Annotated in this window: 14 protein-coding genes; 8 read left to right on the top strand and 6 right to left on the bottom strand. The window is 67.9% G+C overall.

Annotation, left to right across the window (positions count from 1 at the left end):
* Positions 1–6 precede the first annotated feature (6 nt).
* A complete protein-coding gene (locus tag VMT65_RS02035; RefSeq protein WP_326306181.1) occupies positions 7–1,458 on the bottom strand; it encodes a beta-N-acetylhexosaminidase in 1,452 nt (483 codons plus the stop codon).
* 210 nt (positions 1,459–1,668) lie between these two features.
* On the opposite strand from VMT65_RS02035, the gene VMT65_RS02040 reads away from it, so the two are divergent.
* The gene (locus VMT65_RS02040; RefSeq protein WP_326306182.1) at positions 1,669–2,637 is read left to right on the top strand and encodes an SMP-30/gluconolactonase/LRE family protein; all 969 of its coding nucleotides are present in this window, start codon (positions 1,669–1,671) and stop codon (positions 2,635–2,637) included.
* Here VMT65_RS02040 and VMT65_RS02045 read toward each other — a convergent pair.
* Positions 2,586–3,242: a TetR family transcriptional regulator gene (locus VMT65_RS02045; RefSeq protein ID WP_326306183.1), complete on the bottom strand. Its 657-nt coding sequence runs from the start codon at positions 3,240–3,242 to the stop codon at positions 2,586–2,588. The two genes, VMT65_RS02040 and VMT65_RS02045, sit on opposite strands and share 52 nt — an antisense overlap.
* 109 nt (positions 3,243–3,351) lie before the next feature.
* Between VMT65_RS02045 and VMT65_RS02050 the strand changes: the two genes are divergently transcribed.
* The 3 genes from VMT65_RS02050 to VMT65_RS02060 all read left to right on the top strand — a co-directional run bounded on the left by VMT65_RS02050 (position 3,352) and on the right by VMT65_RS02060 (position 6,275).
* A complete protein-coding gene (locus VMT65_RS02050) occupies positions 3,352–4,470 on the top strand; it encodes a substrate-binding domain-containing protein (protein WP_326306184.1) in 1,119 nt (372 codons plus the stop codon).
* A 52-nt stretch (positions 4,471–4,522) separates the two neighbouring features.
* Positions 4,523–5,377 carry an SGNH/GDSL hydrolase family protein gene (locus VMT65_RS02055; RefSeq protein WP_326306185.1) on the top strand — a complete coding sequence of 285 codons (855 nt, stop codon included), beginning with the start codon at positions 4,523–4,525 and terminating at the stop codon, positions 5,375–5,377.
* 187 nt (positions 5,378–5,564) lie between these two features.
* On the top strand, positions 5,565–6,275 hold the full coding sequence (locus tag VMT65_RS02060) for a GbsR/MarR family transcriptional regulator (RefSeq protein ID WP_326306186.1): 711 nt from the start codon (positions 5,565–5,567) through the stop codon (positions 6,273–6,275).
* 22 nt (positions 6,276–6,297) lie between these two features.
* On the opposite strand, the gene VMT65_RS02065 is transcribed toward VMT65_RS02060, so the two are convergent.
* Complete coding sequence (locus tag VMT65_RS02065) at positions 6,298–6,561, bottom strand: hypothetical protein (RefSeq protein WP_326306187.1); 264 nt, start codon at positions 6,559–6,561, stop codon at positions 6,298–6,300.
* 275 nt (positions 6,562–6,836) lie between these two features.
* On the opposite strand from VMT65_RS02065, the gene VMT65_RS02070 reads away from it, so the two are divergent.
* A complete protein-coding gene (locus VMT65_RS02070; RefSeq protein WP_326307410.1) occupies positions 6,837–7,793 on the top strand; it encodes an undecaprenyl-diphosphate phosphatase in 957 nt (318 codons plus the stop codon).
* A gap of 72 nt (positions 7,794–7,865) precedes the next feature.
* Here the strand turns inward: VMT65_RS02070 and VMT65_RS02075 are convergent, their stop codons facing one another.
* Positions 7,866–9,521 (bottom strand): cutinase family protein, encoded by a 1,656-nt coding sequence (locus tag VMT65_RS02075; protein ID WP_326306188.1) that lies wholly within the window; start codon positions 9,519–9,521, stop codon positions 7,866–7,868.
* 204 nt (positions 9,522–9,725) lie between these two features.
* On the bottom strand, positions 9,726–11,129 hold the full coding sequence (locus tag VMT65_RS02080; RefSeq protein ID WP_326306189.1) for a lipase family protein: 1,404 nt from the start codon (positions 11,127–11,129) through the stop codon (positions 9,726–9,728).
* 176 nt (positions 11,130–11,305) lie between these two features.
* Here VMT65_RS02080 and VMT65_RS02085 point away from each other — a divergent pair, with 176 nt between their 5' ends.
* A complete protein-coding gene (locus tag VMT65_RS02085; RefSeq protein ID WP_326306190.1) occupies positions 11,306–12,124 on the top strand; it encodes an SDR family oxidoreductase in 819 nt (272 codons plus the stop codon).
* 78 nt (positions 12,125–12,202) lie between these two features.
* On the opposite strand, the gene VMT65_RS02090 is transcribed toward VMT65_RS02085, so the two are convergent.
* Positions 12,203–12,403, bottom strand: coding sequence for a hypothetical protein (locus tag VMT65_RS02090; protein WP_326306191.1), 201 nt, complete (start codon positions 12,401–12,403; stop codon positions 12,203–12,205).
* A gap of 530 nt (positions 12,404–12,933) precedes the next feature.
* Here VMT65_RS02090 and VMT65_RS02095 point away from each other — a divergent pair.
* Together VMT65_RS02095 and xdhB are read left to right on the top strand one after the other, a co-directional pair.
* Positions 12,934–14,436 (top strand): xanthine dehydrogenase small subunit, encoded by a 1,503-nt coding sequence (locus VMT65_RS02095; RefSeq protein ID WP_326306192.1) that lies wholly within the window; start codon positions 12,934–12,936, stop codon positions 14,434–14,436.
* The gene (gene xdhB, locus VMT65_RS02100; RefSeq protein ID WP_326306193.1) at positions 14,433–16,913 is read left to right on the top strand and encodes a xanthine dehydrogenase molybdopterin binding subunit; all 2,481 of its coding nucleotides are present in this window, start codon (positions 14,433–14,435) and stop codon (positions 16,911–16,913) included. The genes VMT65_RS02095 and xdhB overlap by 4 nt, the downstream gene beginning before the upstream one ends.
* Position 16,914 lies beyond the last annotated feature (1 nt).

Consider the following 16,914-nt stretch of genomic DNA (forward strand, 5'->3'; position numbering starts at 1 on the left):
AACCCGTCAGGGCCAGGAGGCCTGGGCCAGGCGAGCGACGAATTCCGCGTACGAGACGCCACCGGTGCCGGTCCACAAATGCTGGGCCATGATCGGCAAGCGGGCCCGCAACGGCGTGACGATCTGCTCGGGCGACAGGGCCGTCGGGTCATCGCACCAGACGAACACCATGGAGCCGCGCAGCAGGGAGCGATCGGATTCGGGCAGCCGCTGCCCGTTGACGAAGACCCTGGGGTCCCAGACCCACAGCAGTTCGGGCGGTGCGTTCAGGGCCGCCGCCGCACCGCCGGTCGCGAAATACGTGGGCGTGAAGGCGGCATTGAGAATGGGATGTCCGGCCCGGGTGTACTCGTCCGGGGTGCGACCACCGGGAAACCACGGCAGTCCACCGGCGCTGGAGGACCAATATTGCACCACCAGTTCGGGTTTCGGTGACAGCGTGCCCGCGTGGTCGAAGCCGTCGTTCCAGGCGCGCGGGGTCTTGCCGAAGGATTCGACGATATCGGCGGCCCAGTTGGCGAACCCGACGAGGACGTCGCCCGGTGTCGCCCCGGGGCCGAAGGTCCGCGTGGCGTAGTCGCTCAACTGCGGATACCGGGTGTAGTCGGAGACGTACTCGTCGCAGCCCTGATGCCAGTAGCGGCCCGGGAACAGGGGCACGAACTCGCGCAGGATGTCGCCGATCAGTTGGTAGGCAGCGGGATTGGTGAGATCGATCTTGCCGCCGACGCCACCGGCGATCGTATTGTCGCTCGCCGCGTCCTGCGCGGTGGTGCGCGCCGGGCGCAACACCAGTTCCGGATGCCCGGCCAGGATCGCGTTCATATGGCTGGGCATATCGATCTCGGGCACGATCTCGATGCCGTAGGACCGGGCGTAGTCGAGGATCTCGCGCAGGTCCGCGGCGCTGTAGTGCTCGGGTGAGGTGATCTCGGGGTGGGTGGTGCTCGCCAGCCGGAAGCCCTGGGTATCCGACAGGTGCAGCTGCAGCATGTTCATGCGCAGGTAGGCGGCATCGCGGATGCGCGCCTTCACCCAGTCGACCGGAAAGAACTCGCGACCGGTGTCGAGCATGAGTCCGCGTTCGGCGTAGTCGGGCCAGTCCTCGACGGTGCCGCCGGGTAGGGCGGCACTCTGGCGCAACCACTGCAGCGCGGTCTGGGTGCCGTGCACCAGACCCGCCGGGCTGTCGGCGGTGATCGTGAGCCGATCGGTGATCGCGATGTGATAGGACTCCGCGACCGGTGTCGCGGTTTCACCCCGGCGCAGCACGATATCGCCGGGGCGATCACCGGTGTCGGCCGTGGAAATGGGTTTTCCGGCGCGCGTCAGATCCGCGGCCAACAGTTGCGCGGCCTCACTCGAATCGCCGTCGGCGACAATGCGGGATTCCGTGCCGAGGGCGAATCCGCTCGTCCCGGTATCGGGTGTCCAGCGTTGAATGCTCGGTACTGTCACCGGAAGTTGTTGTGCCACAACAGGATCGGCGTACGCTAGCGAAATGTGGACAACTGCCCAACTGGCGGTAAGGGTGAGGCAGGCCGCCACCCGACGGAAATGCCGACCGAAACGGCGTGAATATCCGGGCACGGCCACCATTGAACCCGTCAAGCCCCGAAAACGTCATACGATAGCCAGAATCATCGAGCCGAAATCGCGAGGTGCGCCATGGGGACCAGGAAATCGGCGGGGACCAGGAAATCGGCGGCGGTCGCGTTCGCGACGCTGACCTTCGCCGCGCTCTCGATATTCACCGCCACCCCCGCCTCGGCCGCACCGGTCTGTCCCGGCGCGGGCCAGCCGACCGTCGTGGTCGCCTCGGTCCCGGGCGCGGCCCTCGAGGGCCTGACCGTGGACCCCGCCGGACGGGCCTTCGTCACGGATCTGGTGAGCGGTCAGGTCTTCCGCATCGACGCACCCGGCGCGCCCGCGATCCCCATCGCGCGCGTACCCAGCGGTGGCGCGGGCGCACTGGCCTGGCTGCCGGACGGCCGCCTGCTGGTCGGCTACGGCGCGGACGCGCGGGCCCTGGTCGGCGACTCCATTCGCTCGGCCGGGATCGTGACCGTCGATCCGGACACCGGCGCGGTCGCGCCCTTCGCGGCCGGGCTCTCCGCGGCCGACGGCATGGACGTGGCCCACGACGGAACCGTCTACGCCACCAACGATTTCGGCTCCCTGGTGGGCCGGGTCTACCCGAACGGCGTGGTCCAGCCGGACTGGGCGAACTTTCCCAGCGCCAATGGCGCGGTGCTGAACCAGGACGACTCGTTCCTGTACGTCTCGCGCACCTTCGTGAATCCGGGCGTGAGCCGGATTCCCACCAATGCCCCCTGGGCCCCGCAGTCGCTGCTGGATCTGTCCGGCGGTGAGTTCTTCTCCGCACCCGACGGCCTGACCCTGGATTCGGTGGAGCGCCCGGTGGTTCCGTTCAACCCGTCCGGCCAGGTGGTGCGCATCGACGCCCCGGGGCAGTACTGCGTGCTGGGCTTCGGGCCGCAGCTGACCAGTGAGGTGCAGTACGGCCGTGGCGGCCAAGGCTTCTCGGCCGGCCGGCTGTTCGGCATCACCTTCACCGGTGTGGTCTACGAGATCCCGGGTGGCTTCGACCCCAATGCCCGCACCGCCGCGCCCTGACGCGCGACCGGCTCGGTCAGCAGGCCCACGATCATGGCGATAATGTTGTCCTGCACGTCGTTTCGCTCCGCGGCGGTGCTCAGCTCCTGTCGCTCGTAGTCGGCGAGCAGGGCGAACATGACGGTGCTCATGGCCAGCAGCCGATACCGGCGCAGCGCCGGGGTGAGCTCGGGCATCGCCCGGTACAGCCGCGCCACGATGACTCGCGTTGCGTGCCAGCGCTTCTCGTGCAGATCGGGCCCGCTCACCGCCGGATGCGAGCGCGCCTGCTCCAGGAATCGGGCGTAGTGGGTGGACCCCTCGGCATAGGGCACGTCGAACATGGGCCGCACCAGAATCGTCACCAGCGCGGCCACGCTGTCGGGCGCGCCCGAGGCCTCGTGGTCGGCCAGCAGTTCGGTGCGCCGATTCTCCAGGGCGGGCTGATGCCGTTCCAGGATCGCGGTGATGAGACCGTCGCGGGAGCCGAAGTGGTAGTGCACCGCGGAGTTGTTGCGCTGTCCCGCCGCCACCGCGATATCGCGCAGGGCCACATCCGGCCCGCGTTCGGCGATGGTGCGCTCACCGGCGAGCAGAATCAGCTCGCGCGCGTCAGGACTGTTCACCGTGGTCACTATAGGGCCGGGTCGAATTCGCCTCGGAACGGTACTATCCTGCCCCTTCACATGTACCGCGCTGTACCGGTGGGCGCGGCCGGAACCGACGGTGGTGATGATGGTGACGCCACGACCCTTCCGGTCCCGCCGGTCCACGGTGGACTTGGCCCTGGTGGTGCCGTCGAGCGGACCCGCGGGCATCTTCGGTCCGTCGTGTGAGGCGTGCGCGACGCTGGCCGTCGAGGACATCAATGCCATGGGCGGCATTCTCGGCCGCCCGGTCCGGCTGCACACCGTGGACGCCGGGGCCCCGCTGCCGGTGCTGTCCGCGCAGATCGACCGCATGATCAGCCTCGGCATGATCGACGGGGTGGTGGGCTGGCATCTGTCCAACGCCCGCAAGGTGATCACCCCGCACACCGCCGGGCGGGTGCCCTACATCTACACCACCTTCTACGAGGGCGGCGAGGACGCCGACGGCGTCTACATGGTGGGCGAGACCCCCGATCAGCAGCTGTTCCCCGCCCTGCGCTGGTTTCGCTCGGAGCTGGGTGTGCGGCGCTGGTGCGTGGTCGGCAACGACTACGTCTGGCCGCGCGAAACCGCCAGGGCCACCGCGGAATTCGCGGCACGGACGGATATCGACGTGGTCGGTGAGGTCTTCGTGCCGCTGGGCGGGCGCGATTTCGGCCCGGCCCTGGATCTGATCCGCCGCTCGCCCGCGCAGGGGGTGCTGGTCTTCATGGTCGGCGCGGACTGCGCGGCCTTCAATCGGGCGTTCGCGGCGGCCGGGCTGGACGACGGCCGTCTGCGGCTGAGCATGATGATCGGCGAGGATGTCCTCTTGGCGGGCGGCCCCGACAGCGCCCGCGGATTGTTCACGGCCTGCGGCTATTTCGAGAGCCTGGTGTCGAACGAGGGCATGGCGTTCGGCAGTCGCTACACCGCCCGCTTCGGCCAGTTGGCCCCGGCGCTGAACAATATCGGCGAATCCTGTTACGAGGGTTTGCTGTTGTTCGCGTCCCTGGCCGAGGCGGCCCGCAGCCTGGACGTGCGCCTCATCGAACGGGGTGCGGCGCGGGTGAGCTACGGCGGCCCGCGCGGCGAGGTGAGCGTGCGCGGGGCGCACACCACCCAGCCGGTGTTCCTGGCCGGTGCGGACATCATGGATTTCACCGTGCTGGCGGATCTTTCGGTTGCCGACCTGCAGGTTAATCGAACACGCTTCGATATTTAAGCGGACATGATTAGCTAGTCGGGTTCCGAACCTCGGCTCCTCAGGGGACGCGATGCGAAAACTGTCGACCGTACTGGCCCTCCTCGCCATGACCGCCCTACCTGGCCACGCACACGCCGCACCCGCCGTGGGGCGGTATGTGGCGCTGGGTGATTCGTATGCCGCGGTCGGTGATCTGCTCGATCAATACGGCACGCCCGGCTGTTTCCGATCCCGGAAGAACGTGGCGAATTTCCTTGCCGCCGAACTGCATCCGGCCGAATTCGTGGATATGAGCTGTGGTGACGCCACCACCGCGAACATGACCGTCCCGCAAGCGGTCGGTCTCGGGGTGAATCCGGCGCAGTTCGACGCCCTGATCCCGGACACGGATCTGGTCACCCTCAGCATCGGCGGCAACGACCTGAATCTGCCCGCCACGCTCGGCCCGTGCGGCGTGCTCGCCGTCACCGATCCGGACGGCAATCCCTGCCAGCGCTTCTACACCGCCGACGGCGTGGACCGGCTCGCGGACCGATTGGAGAACGAGATCCGCCCGCGTATCGCGGCGGTGCTGCGCGAACTGCGTGACCGCGCCCCGCACGCGCGGATCGTGGTCATCGACTACGCCAGCCCGCTCCCGGAATGGGGGAACTGTTATCCCGCAGCGCCTTTCGCGCGCGGTGATGTGCCGTATCTGCGGGCGACGGTCGGCCGCCTGGCGGCCATTCAACTCGAGGAGGCGCGCCGCGTCGGCGCGATCGGCGTCGACGTCTTCGGGGTGCCCGGGCACGACATGTGCCAACCGGTGGGCGCGCGCTGGATCGAGCCCCTGGTGCCCGCCGCCGCGACCACCCCGTTCCATCCGAATTCCACTGCGACGGCGGCGATTGCGCGGATGGTGGCCGCGGCCCTCGATTCGAACTAGGGCGAACGCTACGTTGCGTTCACAAGCCGGGTAATGAACGAATGCCGTAGGGAACGGGATAACGCCTGTTGGGCAAGGTAATTCGCAAGCCGGCCAGGCCGAAGCCTACTGCAATCACGCAGGTCGTGTGTTGCAATAGGTTGGAGCCTCGCCGCTGCGGCGGCACTCTGATGAAGGAGCCGCACAGGTGCCCGGAGGAAGACTCAGCCAGGAGGATCGCCGTCTCATTGCCGCGGGTCTGTCCCACGGGCTCGGCTACGCCGATATCGCGCGACAGCTCAACCGGCCCACCTCGACCGTGAGCCGGGAGGTGACCCGCAATGGCGGGCCCGGCCGCTACCGCGCCGAGGTCGCGCAGGCCGCCACCGCCGTGCGCTCGCGGCGGCGCGCGCCACGGCCCAAACGGGTCGAGAGCCCTTCCGCCGCAGACGAATACGGTCGCAGCCCGGAACTGCTGTCGGATTTCAGCACCCGGATCGCGGAATTGTTCGCGCTGACCGGCATGCCCAGAATGGCCGCGGCCGTGCTCGCCCGGCTCTACGCCGCGGATTCGGGCAGCCTGACGGCCGCGGAATTGGTGGCCCGGTTGCGGGTGAGCCCCGCGACCGTGTCGGCGGCGGTCGGCCATCTCGAAGAGCGGGCCCTGATCCGCCGGGATCGCGATCCGGGCACCCGCCGCGACCGCTATGTCCTCGACGAATCAGCATGGTACAGAGCAACTCTCGAGAACGCGCGCGCCAACGAGCGGCTCGCCGCCATGGCTCGCGACGGCGCGGACGCGCTGGGTTCGGCCACGCCCGCCGGGGTGCGGCTGCTGGGCATGAGCGACTATCTCGAGCGAGTGGGCCTGGATATGCTGCGCTCCGCCGAGCGCTGGCGCGACCGGCTCGCCCCCTGAAAACCCGCTCGCGCGCGGGAAACTAGAGCGCGGGTGCCCCGGGCTGCGCGCCGCGGAATGGATTCGCGACGGCAATTCCGGGGAATCTGCGGTGAATGCGATCCACATACCGGCGCACCGTGGAGAGTTCGGCATTGATGCTCTGCCGGGCGTCCGCGGTGGGCGCGGTCTGCAATCGTCGGGTCAGTTTGACTACATGCCTTTCCAATTCATCCAGGAAGATGCGAGCCTGTGCTAACTCGGGATCCTCGCCGGTGTCGGGATCGTCGAATCCCCTGTACTGCATAACGCGGAAGTATTCCACGCAGCCCGGCTCCGCACCGCGCAAATCGATTGCGTCCAGCTGGAATTCGCCGGACGCCCGAATGCGTGCGCCGCATTGAAAGCCACACCGCCGCACGGTCGAGTTTTCGCGATAGCGACCGACCGGATTGGTCAACCGGCCGCCCGGCCGGAGCGACCGGGTGTGAGCGGACCCCCGGGCGATCGAGTAGCCTCGCGAAGCGAGCAGCCCCGGCCCGGCCGGGTGTTCGGATCCCCCGCACCGCCCCCTCGACAGGAATTCGAATGGCCATCAGTTACCTGGAATCGATCGTCGTCGGCGCACTCCAAGGGGTGAGTGAGCTCTTCCCGGTCTCCAGCCTGGGCCACAGCATCCTGCTGCCCGCCTGGGTGGGCGGCAAATGGGCCGACGATCTGAGCATGTCCGCCAAGGACTCCCCGTACCTGGCGCTGCTGGTGGCCATGCACGTCGCCACGGCGCTGGCCCTGGTCATCTTCTTCTGGCGGGATTGGGTGCGCATTCTGCGCGGTCTGTGGGATGTCGTGCTGACCAGGCAGATCCGCACGCCGGAGGCCCGCCTCGGCGTGCTGCTGGTGATCGCCACCATCCCGGTGGGCCTGGCCGGATTACTCCTGGAGAAGGCCGTCCGCAACTATCTCGGCACGCCCGTCCCGACCTCGATCTTCCTGGCCATCAATGGTTTCGTGCTGCTGTCGGCGGAGATCATGCGCAAGCGCGAGCACGAACCGGAGTACAGCCTCACCAGCCCGACCGGCCGCACCGGCGACCTCTCCATGGAGGACACCATCGTGCTGCCCATGACCGATCCGGACCGCGCCTCGGATGTGCGCCTGTCCCGCCTGAGCATTCGCGACGCCACCCTGATCGGCGCGGCCCAGATCGCCGCGCTCTTCCCCGGCATCAGCCGTTCGGGCAGCACCATCGTGGCCGGCCTGTTCAAGGGCATGCGCCACGAGGATGCCGCCCGCTTCGCCTTCCTGCTGGCCACGCCCGTCATTCTCGCGGCGGGTGTGCTCAAGATGCCCGAGCTGTTCAAGCACGAGAATCACGCCATCCTCGGCCCGGCCTTCGCGGGCAGCGTGGTGGCGGGCATCCTGTCCTACATCTCGGTCAAGTTCCTCACCGCCTACTTCGAGACCAAGACTCTGACCCCGTTCGCCATCTACTGCCTGGTCGCCGGGCTGGGCAGCCTGGTCTGGTTCACGATTCGCTGAGCTTCCCCCAACGAGAAATGCGCTGGCGCGCACCCTGAAAAAGGGTGACGCGCCAGCGCATTTCTCGTGCTGTCAGTGACCCGCGGTGGTGGTCACCGGCGTGGTGGTGGTCGGCGGCGTGGTGGTCGTGGGCGGCACCGTCGTCGTGGTCACCGGGGGAGTGGTGGTGGTGACGGGCGCGGTGGTCGTCGTCGGATCCGGGGTGACCGTGGTCGTCGTCGGCGGCACCGTGGTGGTGGTCGGCGGCGTCGTGGTCGTGGTCGTGGTTCCGGTCACCGTGGTGGTGGAAGTGGTTGGGGGAGTGGTGGTTCCGGATGCGCTCGCCCGCGCGGCGGCCAGCACGTTGGGTGTGGTGGTGGTCGGCTTGGGCGTGGAGGTCAGCGTGTGCGGGTCCAGCTTCCCGGCCTGCGCCTCCTTGGCCAGTTCGGTCAGCCACGCGGCCGCGTAGTCGGCGGAGCTCACCGGCTTGCCATTGTCGGGATTCTGGTCGTGCCAGTAGTCGAAGTGGTGGCCGGTGCCATTGGGTCCGAGGGTCAGGTTGTACGGGTCGTTCAGCAGCACCGGAATCGTGTTCTGATTGCTGGTGATCAGCCCGATGACCTCGTTGAACACCTTCTGCGGCAGGTAGGCCAGCGGCGACATGTTCTCGGCCTGAATCGAATCCGCCGCGACCGGGGTCGGGTTGTCCTGATTCGGCTTGTAATCCGGCGCCGAGACCTTGAGCAGCACGTCGAGGAAGGTCTCCTTGCTGGTCCACCAGCCCGGGTTGTGCGCGATATCGGCGAAGGCGTCGCCCGCGATCTTGCCCAGCACCTCGGCCACCTGGATGCCGGTGGTCGGGGTGAGGGTGTTGTCGTTCTGGATCTGGTCGACATTGATCTGACGGCCGACATTGATGGCCAGCTGCAGCAGCGAGATGTTCTTCGGTGCGGCGCAGGTGAGATCGCCGTCGGAGCAGAAGGACGCGATCCGGCCGTTCAGCGCGCCGAAGTCCCCCTGGTGATCCACCAGCGCGCCCTGACCACCGGCGACATCCTTGCCGGTCTGGTAGCTCTGATCGAAGTTGTCGGGGTGGTTGGGATCCTTGGCCCCGATGAACGGACCGTCCCCGGCCGAGCGGCCCGAGTCGGCGAGAATCACCACACCGGCCACATTGCCCGGATCCACGATCCCGTATTTGCCGTCCGCGCCCGCGGTCTGATGGCCGATCGCCATGGCGACCCGGCGCGTGACGTCCGAGCCCTCGCTGTAGCCGACAATCGCGAACTTGGTGTTCGGGCAGGCCGCGGAGATATCGCGCATGACCTGCTCGGTATTGGCGACGCCCTGGTTGACCGAGTCCTCGTAGCTGTTCAGGTTCGCCGGGTAGGAGACGTACACGGCCCAGTACGAATTGGAGTCGACCGAACCGCCGGGCGCGTTCACCACCGGATCCACCCAATGGCTCTGGTAGTCGTCCGACAGCGCGGCGGGCAGCTCGTTGCCATTCGCGTCGACCAGCATCTTCGTGGTGCCCGGCTGCGGCGAGTCATTGCGCCCGGCGACCGAGATGGTCACCATGTCATGGCATTCCGTGACCGACGCCTTCAGGGCCGGATCGGCCTGTTTCGAGTCCGGTGACGACGTCAGCGCGAACGTCGCCGCCACCGCCGCGGCCACACCCAGCACCGCGGGTGCCGCCACCGCTGAAGCAATGCGATGTCGCTTCATGAAGTCGCGAATATCCATGCCCGAATCCCCATTTCACCCCGACAGTGAATTGTCAGGCCCCCTTCACGGTCGGGCCATCTACCACCGGAGACGTCGTCGCGGGCGATCCGAGCGTTACTTTCGCGAATGAGTCGTCATCCCAGCATGACTCGAGTGCGCCGCGCCGAAGTGGGCTGGGTCACAACGGCGCGGCATGGCTATGAGTACCCGGGAGCGCGGTCGTCAAGCCCCGATGGGCTTGCCGAAGAACGAGGCCAGGGTCTCCCCGAGGGTGTCGCCCAGGGTCTGCAGTTCGCCCGGGGTGCCGAGCATCGACGGCGAATCGGTGGTCGAGCAACCCGCTTGCGCGGGAACACCATCGAGGCGGTCGAAGAGCCACAGCAGGGCGGCGGGACCGCCGACCACCTCGGCGACGATGTGCTCGCTGGCCCAGTCCCGGGTGTAGGTCACCTGGGCCTTCGGGTCCTGGCAATAGGTGTCGACGAGCTGATCGGCGGAAGCGAGCGGCAGGATCTCGTCCCACTTGGAATGCCACATGAACACCGGCATGTCCGGCAGGCTCTTGCCGAGGCGAGTGTCGTCCAACATGGCCTGCACCGCCGGTTCCCGCAGCGGGTCAGGGGAATTGATCATGCCGGTGATATTGAGGAACGGCAGCAGCGCCGACTGGTACTGCACGCAGAACGGGGCCTTCACGGCGCGCAGCAGCTGGCCCACCGGGTCGAGCTTTCGATCCAGCAGCGCGTTGAAGTCCGGATACTCGCGCGCGAGGCCGAGCACCGCGCCGAGCACCAGCCCGGAGGTGGCCTGATTATTGGCCATGAGCAGCGCCGCGCCCAGATCCGCGCCGGTGCCGCCGGAGGCCGCGCCCACGATATTCAGTTCCGGCGCATAGGTTTTGCGCAATTCGGCGGCATGCATGGTGGGCATGGACCCGCCCGAATAGCCGTACATGGCCACCGGTGCGCCCGCGCCGACGCCGAGCGGGGCGAAGGAGGTGGCGGCGCGAATGCCGTCGAGGGTGATCCGCCCGGCCAGCGGGCCCGCCGCGTACGCCGAATTCGGGCCCTGGTGATCGGGAATCACCACCGCGTCGCCCTTCTGCAGGGCGGCCTGCGCGAAGAGGAATTCGGCGGGCGCGACGATCTGGCCGACGAACGGCGCGACCGAGAACTGTTGCAGCGCATAGGAAGGACTGCAATAACCCGCGGTGGAATCCTCGGCGATCTGCACCGACAGCAGTTTGCGCGGGGTGGGGGCGACGCCGCGCGGTTTGAGCAGTGTGGCCACCGCCGCGATCGCCTCGTCGCGACTGTTGTTCGAGCGGTAGGAGACCTGCCAGGCGTCCACGTTCAGCGGAATCAGCCCGAAGTTGGCGATATTCACCTGCCGGGCCGCGATGATCTCGCCGGGCGCGGCGGCCGCCACCACTTCCGCGGGCGGGTTGTAGAAGCCCGGATCGAGTTCCGGCGGCAGCGGCAGGATCCGCGCGGGCTGGATCGGCGGCAGCACCGGATCCGCCGGATCGGCCTGCGCGGGGCTCGCGGTGAGTGCCGCGATCGTCACGGTGCTGATGGATAGGAGTCCGAGCCGCACGATCCGGCCGGTCAAGCGCCTGGTCCTCATCGACCTACTTCCTCGCCCTGAATTTGTGAGACTAACCAGTCTCAATATTTGCTGTAACACTATGTCACGCGTGTGACCTGGCTCGCAATATCCAGTCGTGGCGGAAAATGTCCATCCGATGAGGGTGGATCGCGCTCTTGCTTGGAGCGCACTCCAACTCGCTAGGGTTGGAGAACATGAGCAAAGTGTGGTTCATTACCGGCGTTTCACGGGGTTTCGGGCGGGAATGGACGCTCGCCGCACTCGAGCGCGGCGACCGCGTGGCGGGCACCGCGCGCGATCTGAGCACCCTGGACGAAATCGTCGCCAAGTACCCGGACACCTTCCTCCCGATCCGCCTCGACGTCACCGACCGCGAGGCCGACTTCGCCGCCGTCGCGCAGGCCGCCGAGCACTTCGGCCGCCTCGACGTCGTCGTCAACAACGCGGGCTACGGCCAGTTCGGCATGATCGAGGAACTGACCGAGCAGGAATTCCGAAACCAGTTGGAGACCAATGTCTTCGGCGCGCTGTGGGTCACCCAGGCCGCCCTGCCCATCCTGCGCGGTCAGGGCAGCGGCCACATCATCCAGGTCTCCAGCATCGGCGGCATCTCCGCCTTCCTGAACCTCGGCGCCTACCACGCCTCGAAGTGGGCCCTCGAGGGCTTCTCCCAGTCCCTCGCCCAGGAGGTCGCCCCCTTCGGCATCCACGTCACCCTCGTCGAGCCCGGCGGCTTCGATACCGACTGGGCGGGCCCCTCGGCCTTCCACGCCACCCCGAATCCGGCCTACGACGCCGCCCGGGCGGCCCGCGCCGCCCAGCGCAACAGCGTCAAGCGCGGTGACCCGACGGCCACCGCCCCGGCCATCTTCGCCGTCGTCGACGCCGACGAGCCCCCGCTGCGCATCTTCCTCGGCGAGGCCCCCCTGGCCATCGCCACCGCCGACTACGAGTCGCGCCTGGAGACCTGGCGCAAATGGCAGCCGATTTCCGCTGCCGCCCAGGGCAACTGAGCGGTAGCGGCACGGCCCGATGCCCTCGACCGGATGCGGTCGAGGGCATCGTCGTATTCGAAACCCGCGGCTGGGCAATCAGACCCGACGGCGGCCCCAGCGGCTGCGTGAGCCCCATTGACGCGGCGTCGAGACCCGCGCGCTGAACCCGGCCATGTGCAGGGCCAAGCCCAGCAGTCCGGCGATGACGAAAACACTCACTCCCACACCGGTGGTCCGGTCGGCGAGCTCGAGCAGGAGCGCGATCGCGAAGAGGATCGCGGCGATGATGGCGAACATGATGGTCGGATACCCGCATCCGTAGGCGGAACACACAAACGCGCGAGCGTTTCCGGATCGATTCTTCGTAGCTTCTGACAAAAGCATGTTTATTTGTGCGATAAACCGATTCGTTCGAAGGTCGCCGAAGCACCGATCATAGGTTCCTGCAAACTCTTGCGGAGCACCCCGGATCAGCTTGACCGATGTGCCGCACGCCACGTACTTTCGGGCGTACCGACACATGTGAGCTGCTTGGAAGGAGGCGAGTCGGAATGTCGATCACGGTCATGGCCGCCACCCCCGACCTGCGTCACCTGGCTCACCGGACCGCCTGGGTCCCGGGTCGTGTAGCGCACGGCTTCTGAGCAGCCAATTCCCGGCGCGCCCGCTAGCGGCCCCGGCGTCATCGCTCTCTGTCACCGCCTGCGGCATGTCTCCTGCGTGCTGATTCGCGCTCCGGGTTCTCGGGCTGCGTCACCGAAATAGAAAGCTCCTGAAATGGCGACTAGGATTATCAGATCGACCGCGCACCGAAATGAGGATGTGCCATGGTAGAAGCGCGGATCACGGTCAACGGGAAAGTCACCCCGATTTCCCCGGCGGCCCCGCACACGACCGTCCTGGATTTCCTGCGTGATCGCGGTTTCACCGGGAGCAAGGAAGGCTGTGCCGAGGGCGAATGCGGCGCCTGTTCGATCATGGTCGCCCGCCCGGGTGTGGAGGCGAAGACCGACTGGGTCGCCGTCAACGCCTGCCTGGTTCCGGTCGCCTCCCTCGACGGTCAGGAGATCGTCACCGCCGAGGGCCTCGCGACCCTCGACGGCTCCGGCACCCCCACCGAACTGCACCCCGTGCAGCAGGAGATGGCGGTGCGCGGCGGTTCCCAGTGTGGTTACTGCACACCGGGATTCATCTGCAGCATGGCCTCGGAGTACTACCGTCCCGGCCGCTGCGGCGGTGCCGCCGCCGCTGAGACCAACGGTGCGGCGACCAACGGTGCCGAGCACGCCCACGAGGGCGATCACGAGCACGGCCCCAATGGCTTCGATCTGCACTCGCTGAGCGGAAACCTGTGCCGCTGCACCGGTTACCGCCCGATTCGCGACGCCGCCTTCGCGCTCGGCGCGCCCGAGGCCGACGACCCGTTCGCGCAGCGCCGCGATCAGGACGCGCCCGCGCCGGTCGCCACCGAGTACAGCCAGGACGGCCGCACCTTCCGTCGTCCCGAGACCCTCGCCGAGGCCGTGCAGTTGCTGCGCGAGCGCCCGGACGCGGTGCTGGTCGCCGGTTCCACCGACTGGGGCGTCGAGGTCAACATTCGTTCGCGCCGTGCGGACTACGCCATCGCGATCGATCGCCTGCCCGAACTGCGTGGCCTGACCATCGCTTCCGATCACATCGAGATCGGCGCGGCCGTGCCGCTCACCGAGATCGAGCGTCGCCTGGACGGCAGCGTGCCGCTGCTGGCGCAGCTGTTCCCGCAGTTCGCCTCCCGGCTCATTCGCAACAACGCCACCTTCGGCGGCAACCTGGGTACCGGTTCCCCGATCGGTGACTCGCCGCCGGCGCTGCTCGCGCTGGGTGCGTCGGTGGTGCTCGCCTCCGCCGACGGTGAGCGCGAGGTCGAGCTGGCCGACTACTTCACCGGCTACCGGCAGAGCGTGCGTCGCGCCGACGAGCTCATCCGCGCCGTGCGCATCCCGCTGCCGCTGGCCGAGGTGACCGCGTTCCACAAGATCGCCAAGCGGCGCTTCGACGACATCTCCAGTGTCGCCGTCGCTTTCGCGCTCGACATCGAGGACGGCGTCGTGACCCGGGCCCGCATCGGCCTGGGCGGTGTGGCCGCCACCCCGATCCGCGCCCGCGACACCGAGGCCGCGCTGATCGGTCGGCCCTGGAACACCGAGACCGTCGAGGCCGCCGCCGCCATCCTGCAGGGCGAGGGCACGCCGATGAACGATCACCGCGCCAGCTCCGAGTACCGCGCCGCGATGCTCGGGCAGAGCCTGAAGAAGCTGTACGCGCAGACCACCGAGGCGGTGCTGTCATGAGTCATCTTTCCGAGCGTCCCGAGAAGCCGGTAGTCGGCGTACCGATGCCGCACGAGAGCGCGTCGCTGCACGTCACCGGCACCGCGCTCTACACCGACGATCTGGTGTACCGCACCAAGGACTGCCTGCACGCCTACCCGGTGCAGGTCTTCAAGGCGCACGGCAGGATTCGCGCGCTGAACACCGAGGCCGCCTACGCGGTGCCCGGTGTGGTGCGCGTGCTCACCATCGCCGACGTGCCCGGCGTCAACGACGCGGGCATGAAGCACGACGAGCCGCTGTTCCCCGAAGAGGTCATGTTCAACGGCCACGCGGTCGCGTGGGTGCTGGGCGACACCCTCGAGGCGGCGCGGCTGGGTGCGGCGGCCGTCGAGGTGGACCTCGAGGAGCTGCCGTCGCTCGTCACCGTGCGCGAGGCGATCGAGGTCGAGAGCTTCCACGGCGCGCGCCCGACCATGATCCGCGGCGATATCGATGAGGGTTTCGCCAACTCGGTGCATGTGTTCGAGGGTGAGTTCGAGTTCAAGGGCCAGGAGCACTTCTACCTCGAGACTCACTGCGCGCTGGCCCAGATCGACGAGGCCGGACAGGTTTTCATCCAGTCCAGCACCCAGCACCCGTCCGAGACCCAGGAAATCGTGGCGCACGTGCTCGGTCTGCACAGCCACGAGGTGACCGTGCAGTGCCTGCGCATGGGCGGCGGCTTCGGCGGCAAGGAGATGCAGCCGCACGGGTTCGCGGCCATCGCCGCGCTCGGCGCCAAGCTCACCGGTCGCCCGGTTCGCCTGCGGCTCAACCGGACCCAGGACCTCACCATGTCCGGTAAGCGGCACGGCTTCCACGCCTCGTGGAAGATCGGCTTCGACGCCGAGGGCCGCATTCAGGCCCTGGACGCGACGCTGACCGCCGACGGCGGCTGGAGCCTGGACCTCTCGGAGCCGGTGCTGGCCCGCGCGCTGTGCCACATCGACAACACCTACTGGATCCCGAACGCGCACGTCGCGGGTCGGATCGCCAAGACCAACACGGTCTCCAACACCGCCTTCCGCGGTTTCGGCGGTCCGCAGGGCATGATCGTGATCGAGGACATCATGGGCCGCTGCGCCCCGCTCCTCGGCCTGGATCCGGCGGAGCTGCGCGAGCGCAACTTCTACGCGCCCAACCAGACCACCCCGTACGGTCAGCCGGTCGGGCAGACCGATCGCATCGGCAAGATCTGGCATCAGACCCAGGAGAACGCGGACTGGGCGCAGCGGCAGCGCGAGATCGCGGCCTTCAATGCCGCGCACCCGAACACCAAGCGCGCCTTGGCGATCACCAACATCAAGTTCGGTATCTCGTTCAACCTGACCGCCTTCAACCAGGGCGGTTCGCTGGTGCTGATCTACAAGGACGGTTCGGTCCTGATCAACCACGGCGGCACCGAGATGGGCCAGGGCCTGCACACCAAGATGATGCAGGTCGCCGCGACCACGCTGGGCATCCCGCTGCACAAGGTGCGGCTGGCTCCGACGCGAACCGACAAGGTGCCCAACACCTCCGCCACCGCGGCCTCCTCGGGCGCGGACCTCAATGGCGGCGCGATCAAGAACGCCTGTGAGCAGTTGCGGGCGCGCCTGGTCCAGGTCGCGGCGACCCAGTTGGGCGGCAACGCTTCCGATATCCGCATCATCGACGGTGTCGCGACGCTGCTGGGCAGCGACAAGACCCTCGACTGGGACACGCTGGTGCACACCGCGTACTTCCAGCGCGTGCAGCTGTCGGCGTCGGGCTACTACCGCACCGAGGGCCTGCACTGGGACGCGAAGATCTTCCAGGGCTCGCCGTTCAAGTACTTCGCCTACGGCGCCGCCGCGACCGAGGTCGAGGTGGACGGCTTCACCGGCGCCTACAAGATCCGCCGCGTGGACATCGTGCACGATGTTGGCGACAGCCTTTCGCCGCTGATCGACATCGGTCAGGTCGAGGGCGGCTTCGTGCAGGGCGCGGGCTGGCTGACGCTCGAGGACTTGCGCTGGGACACCAGCGACGGCCCCAACCGCGGTCGGTTCCTGACCCAGGCGGCCAGCACCTACAAGCTGCCGTCCTTCTCGGAGATGCCCGAGGAGTTCAATGTGACGCTACTCGAGGACGCCACCGAGGAGGGCGCGGTCTACGGCTCCAAAGCAGTCGGCGAGCCGCCGCTCATGCTGGCCTTCTCGGTGCGCGAGGCATTGCGGCAGGCCGCCGCGGCGTTCGGTGGCGAGGGCACCAGCGTGGATCTGGCCTCGCCCGCCACGCCGGAGTCGGTGTACTGGGCGATCCAGGCCGCGCGCCAGGGCGCCCCGTCGGTGGCCGCGTACGCGACCAACGGCCACGCCGCGAACGGTCACGCCGTGAACGGCAACGGCCACAACGGCAATGGTGTCAACGGCAATGGCAGCAATGGCAGCAACGGTCACGCCGTCACCGGTGCGACCGCGTTGAGCGGAGTCTGAC

It is taken from the genome of Nocardia sp. CDC153 (genome assembly GCF_035818515.1).
GTDB lineage: Bacteria > Actinomycetota > Actinomycetes > Mycobacteriales > Mycobacteriaceae > Nocardia.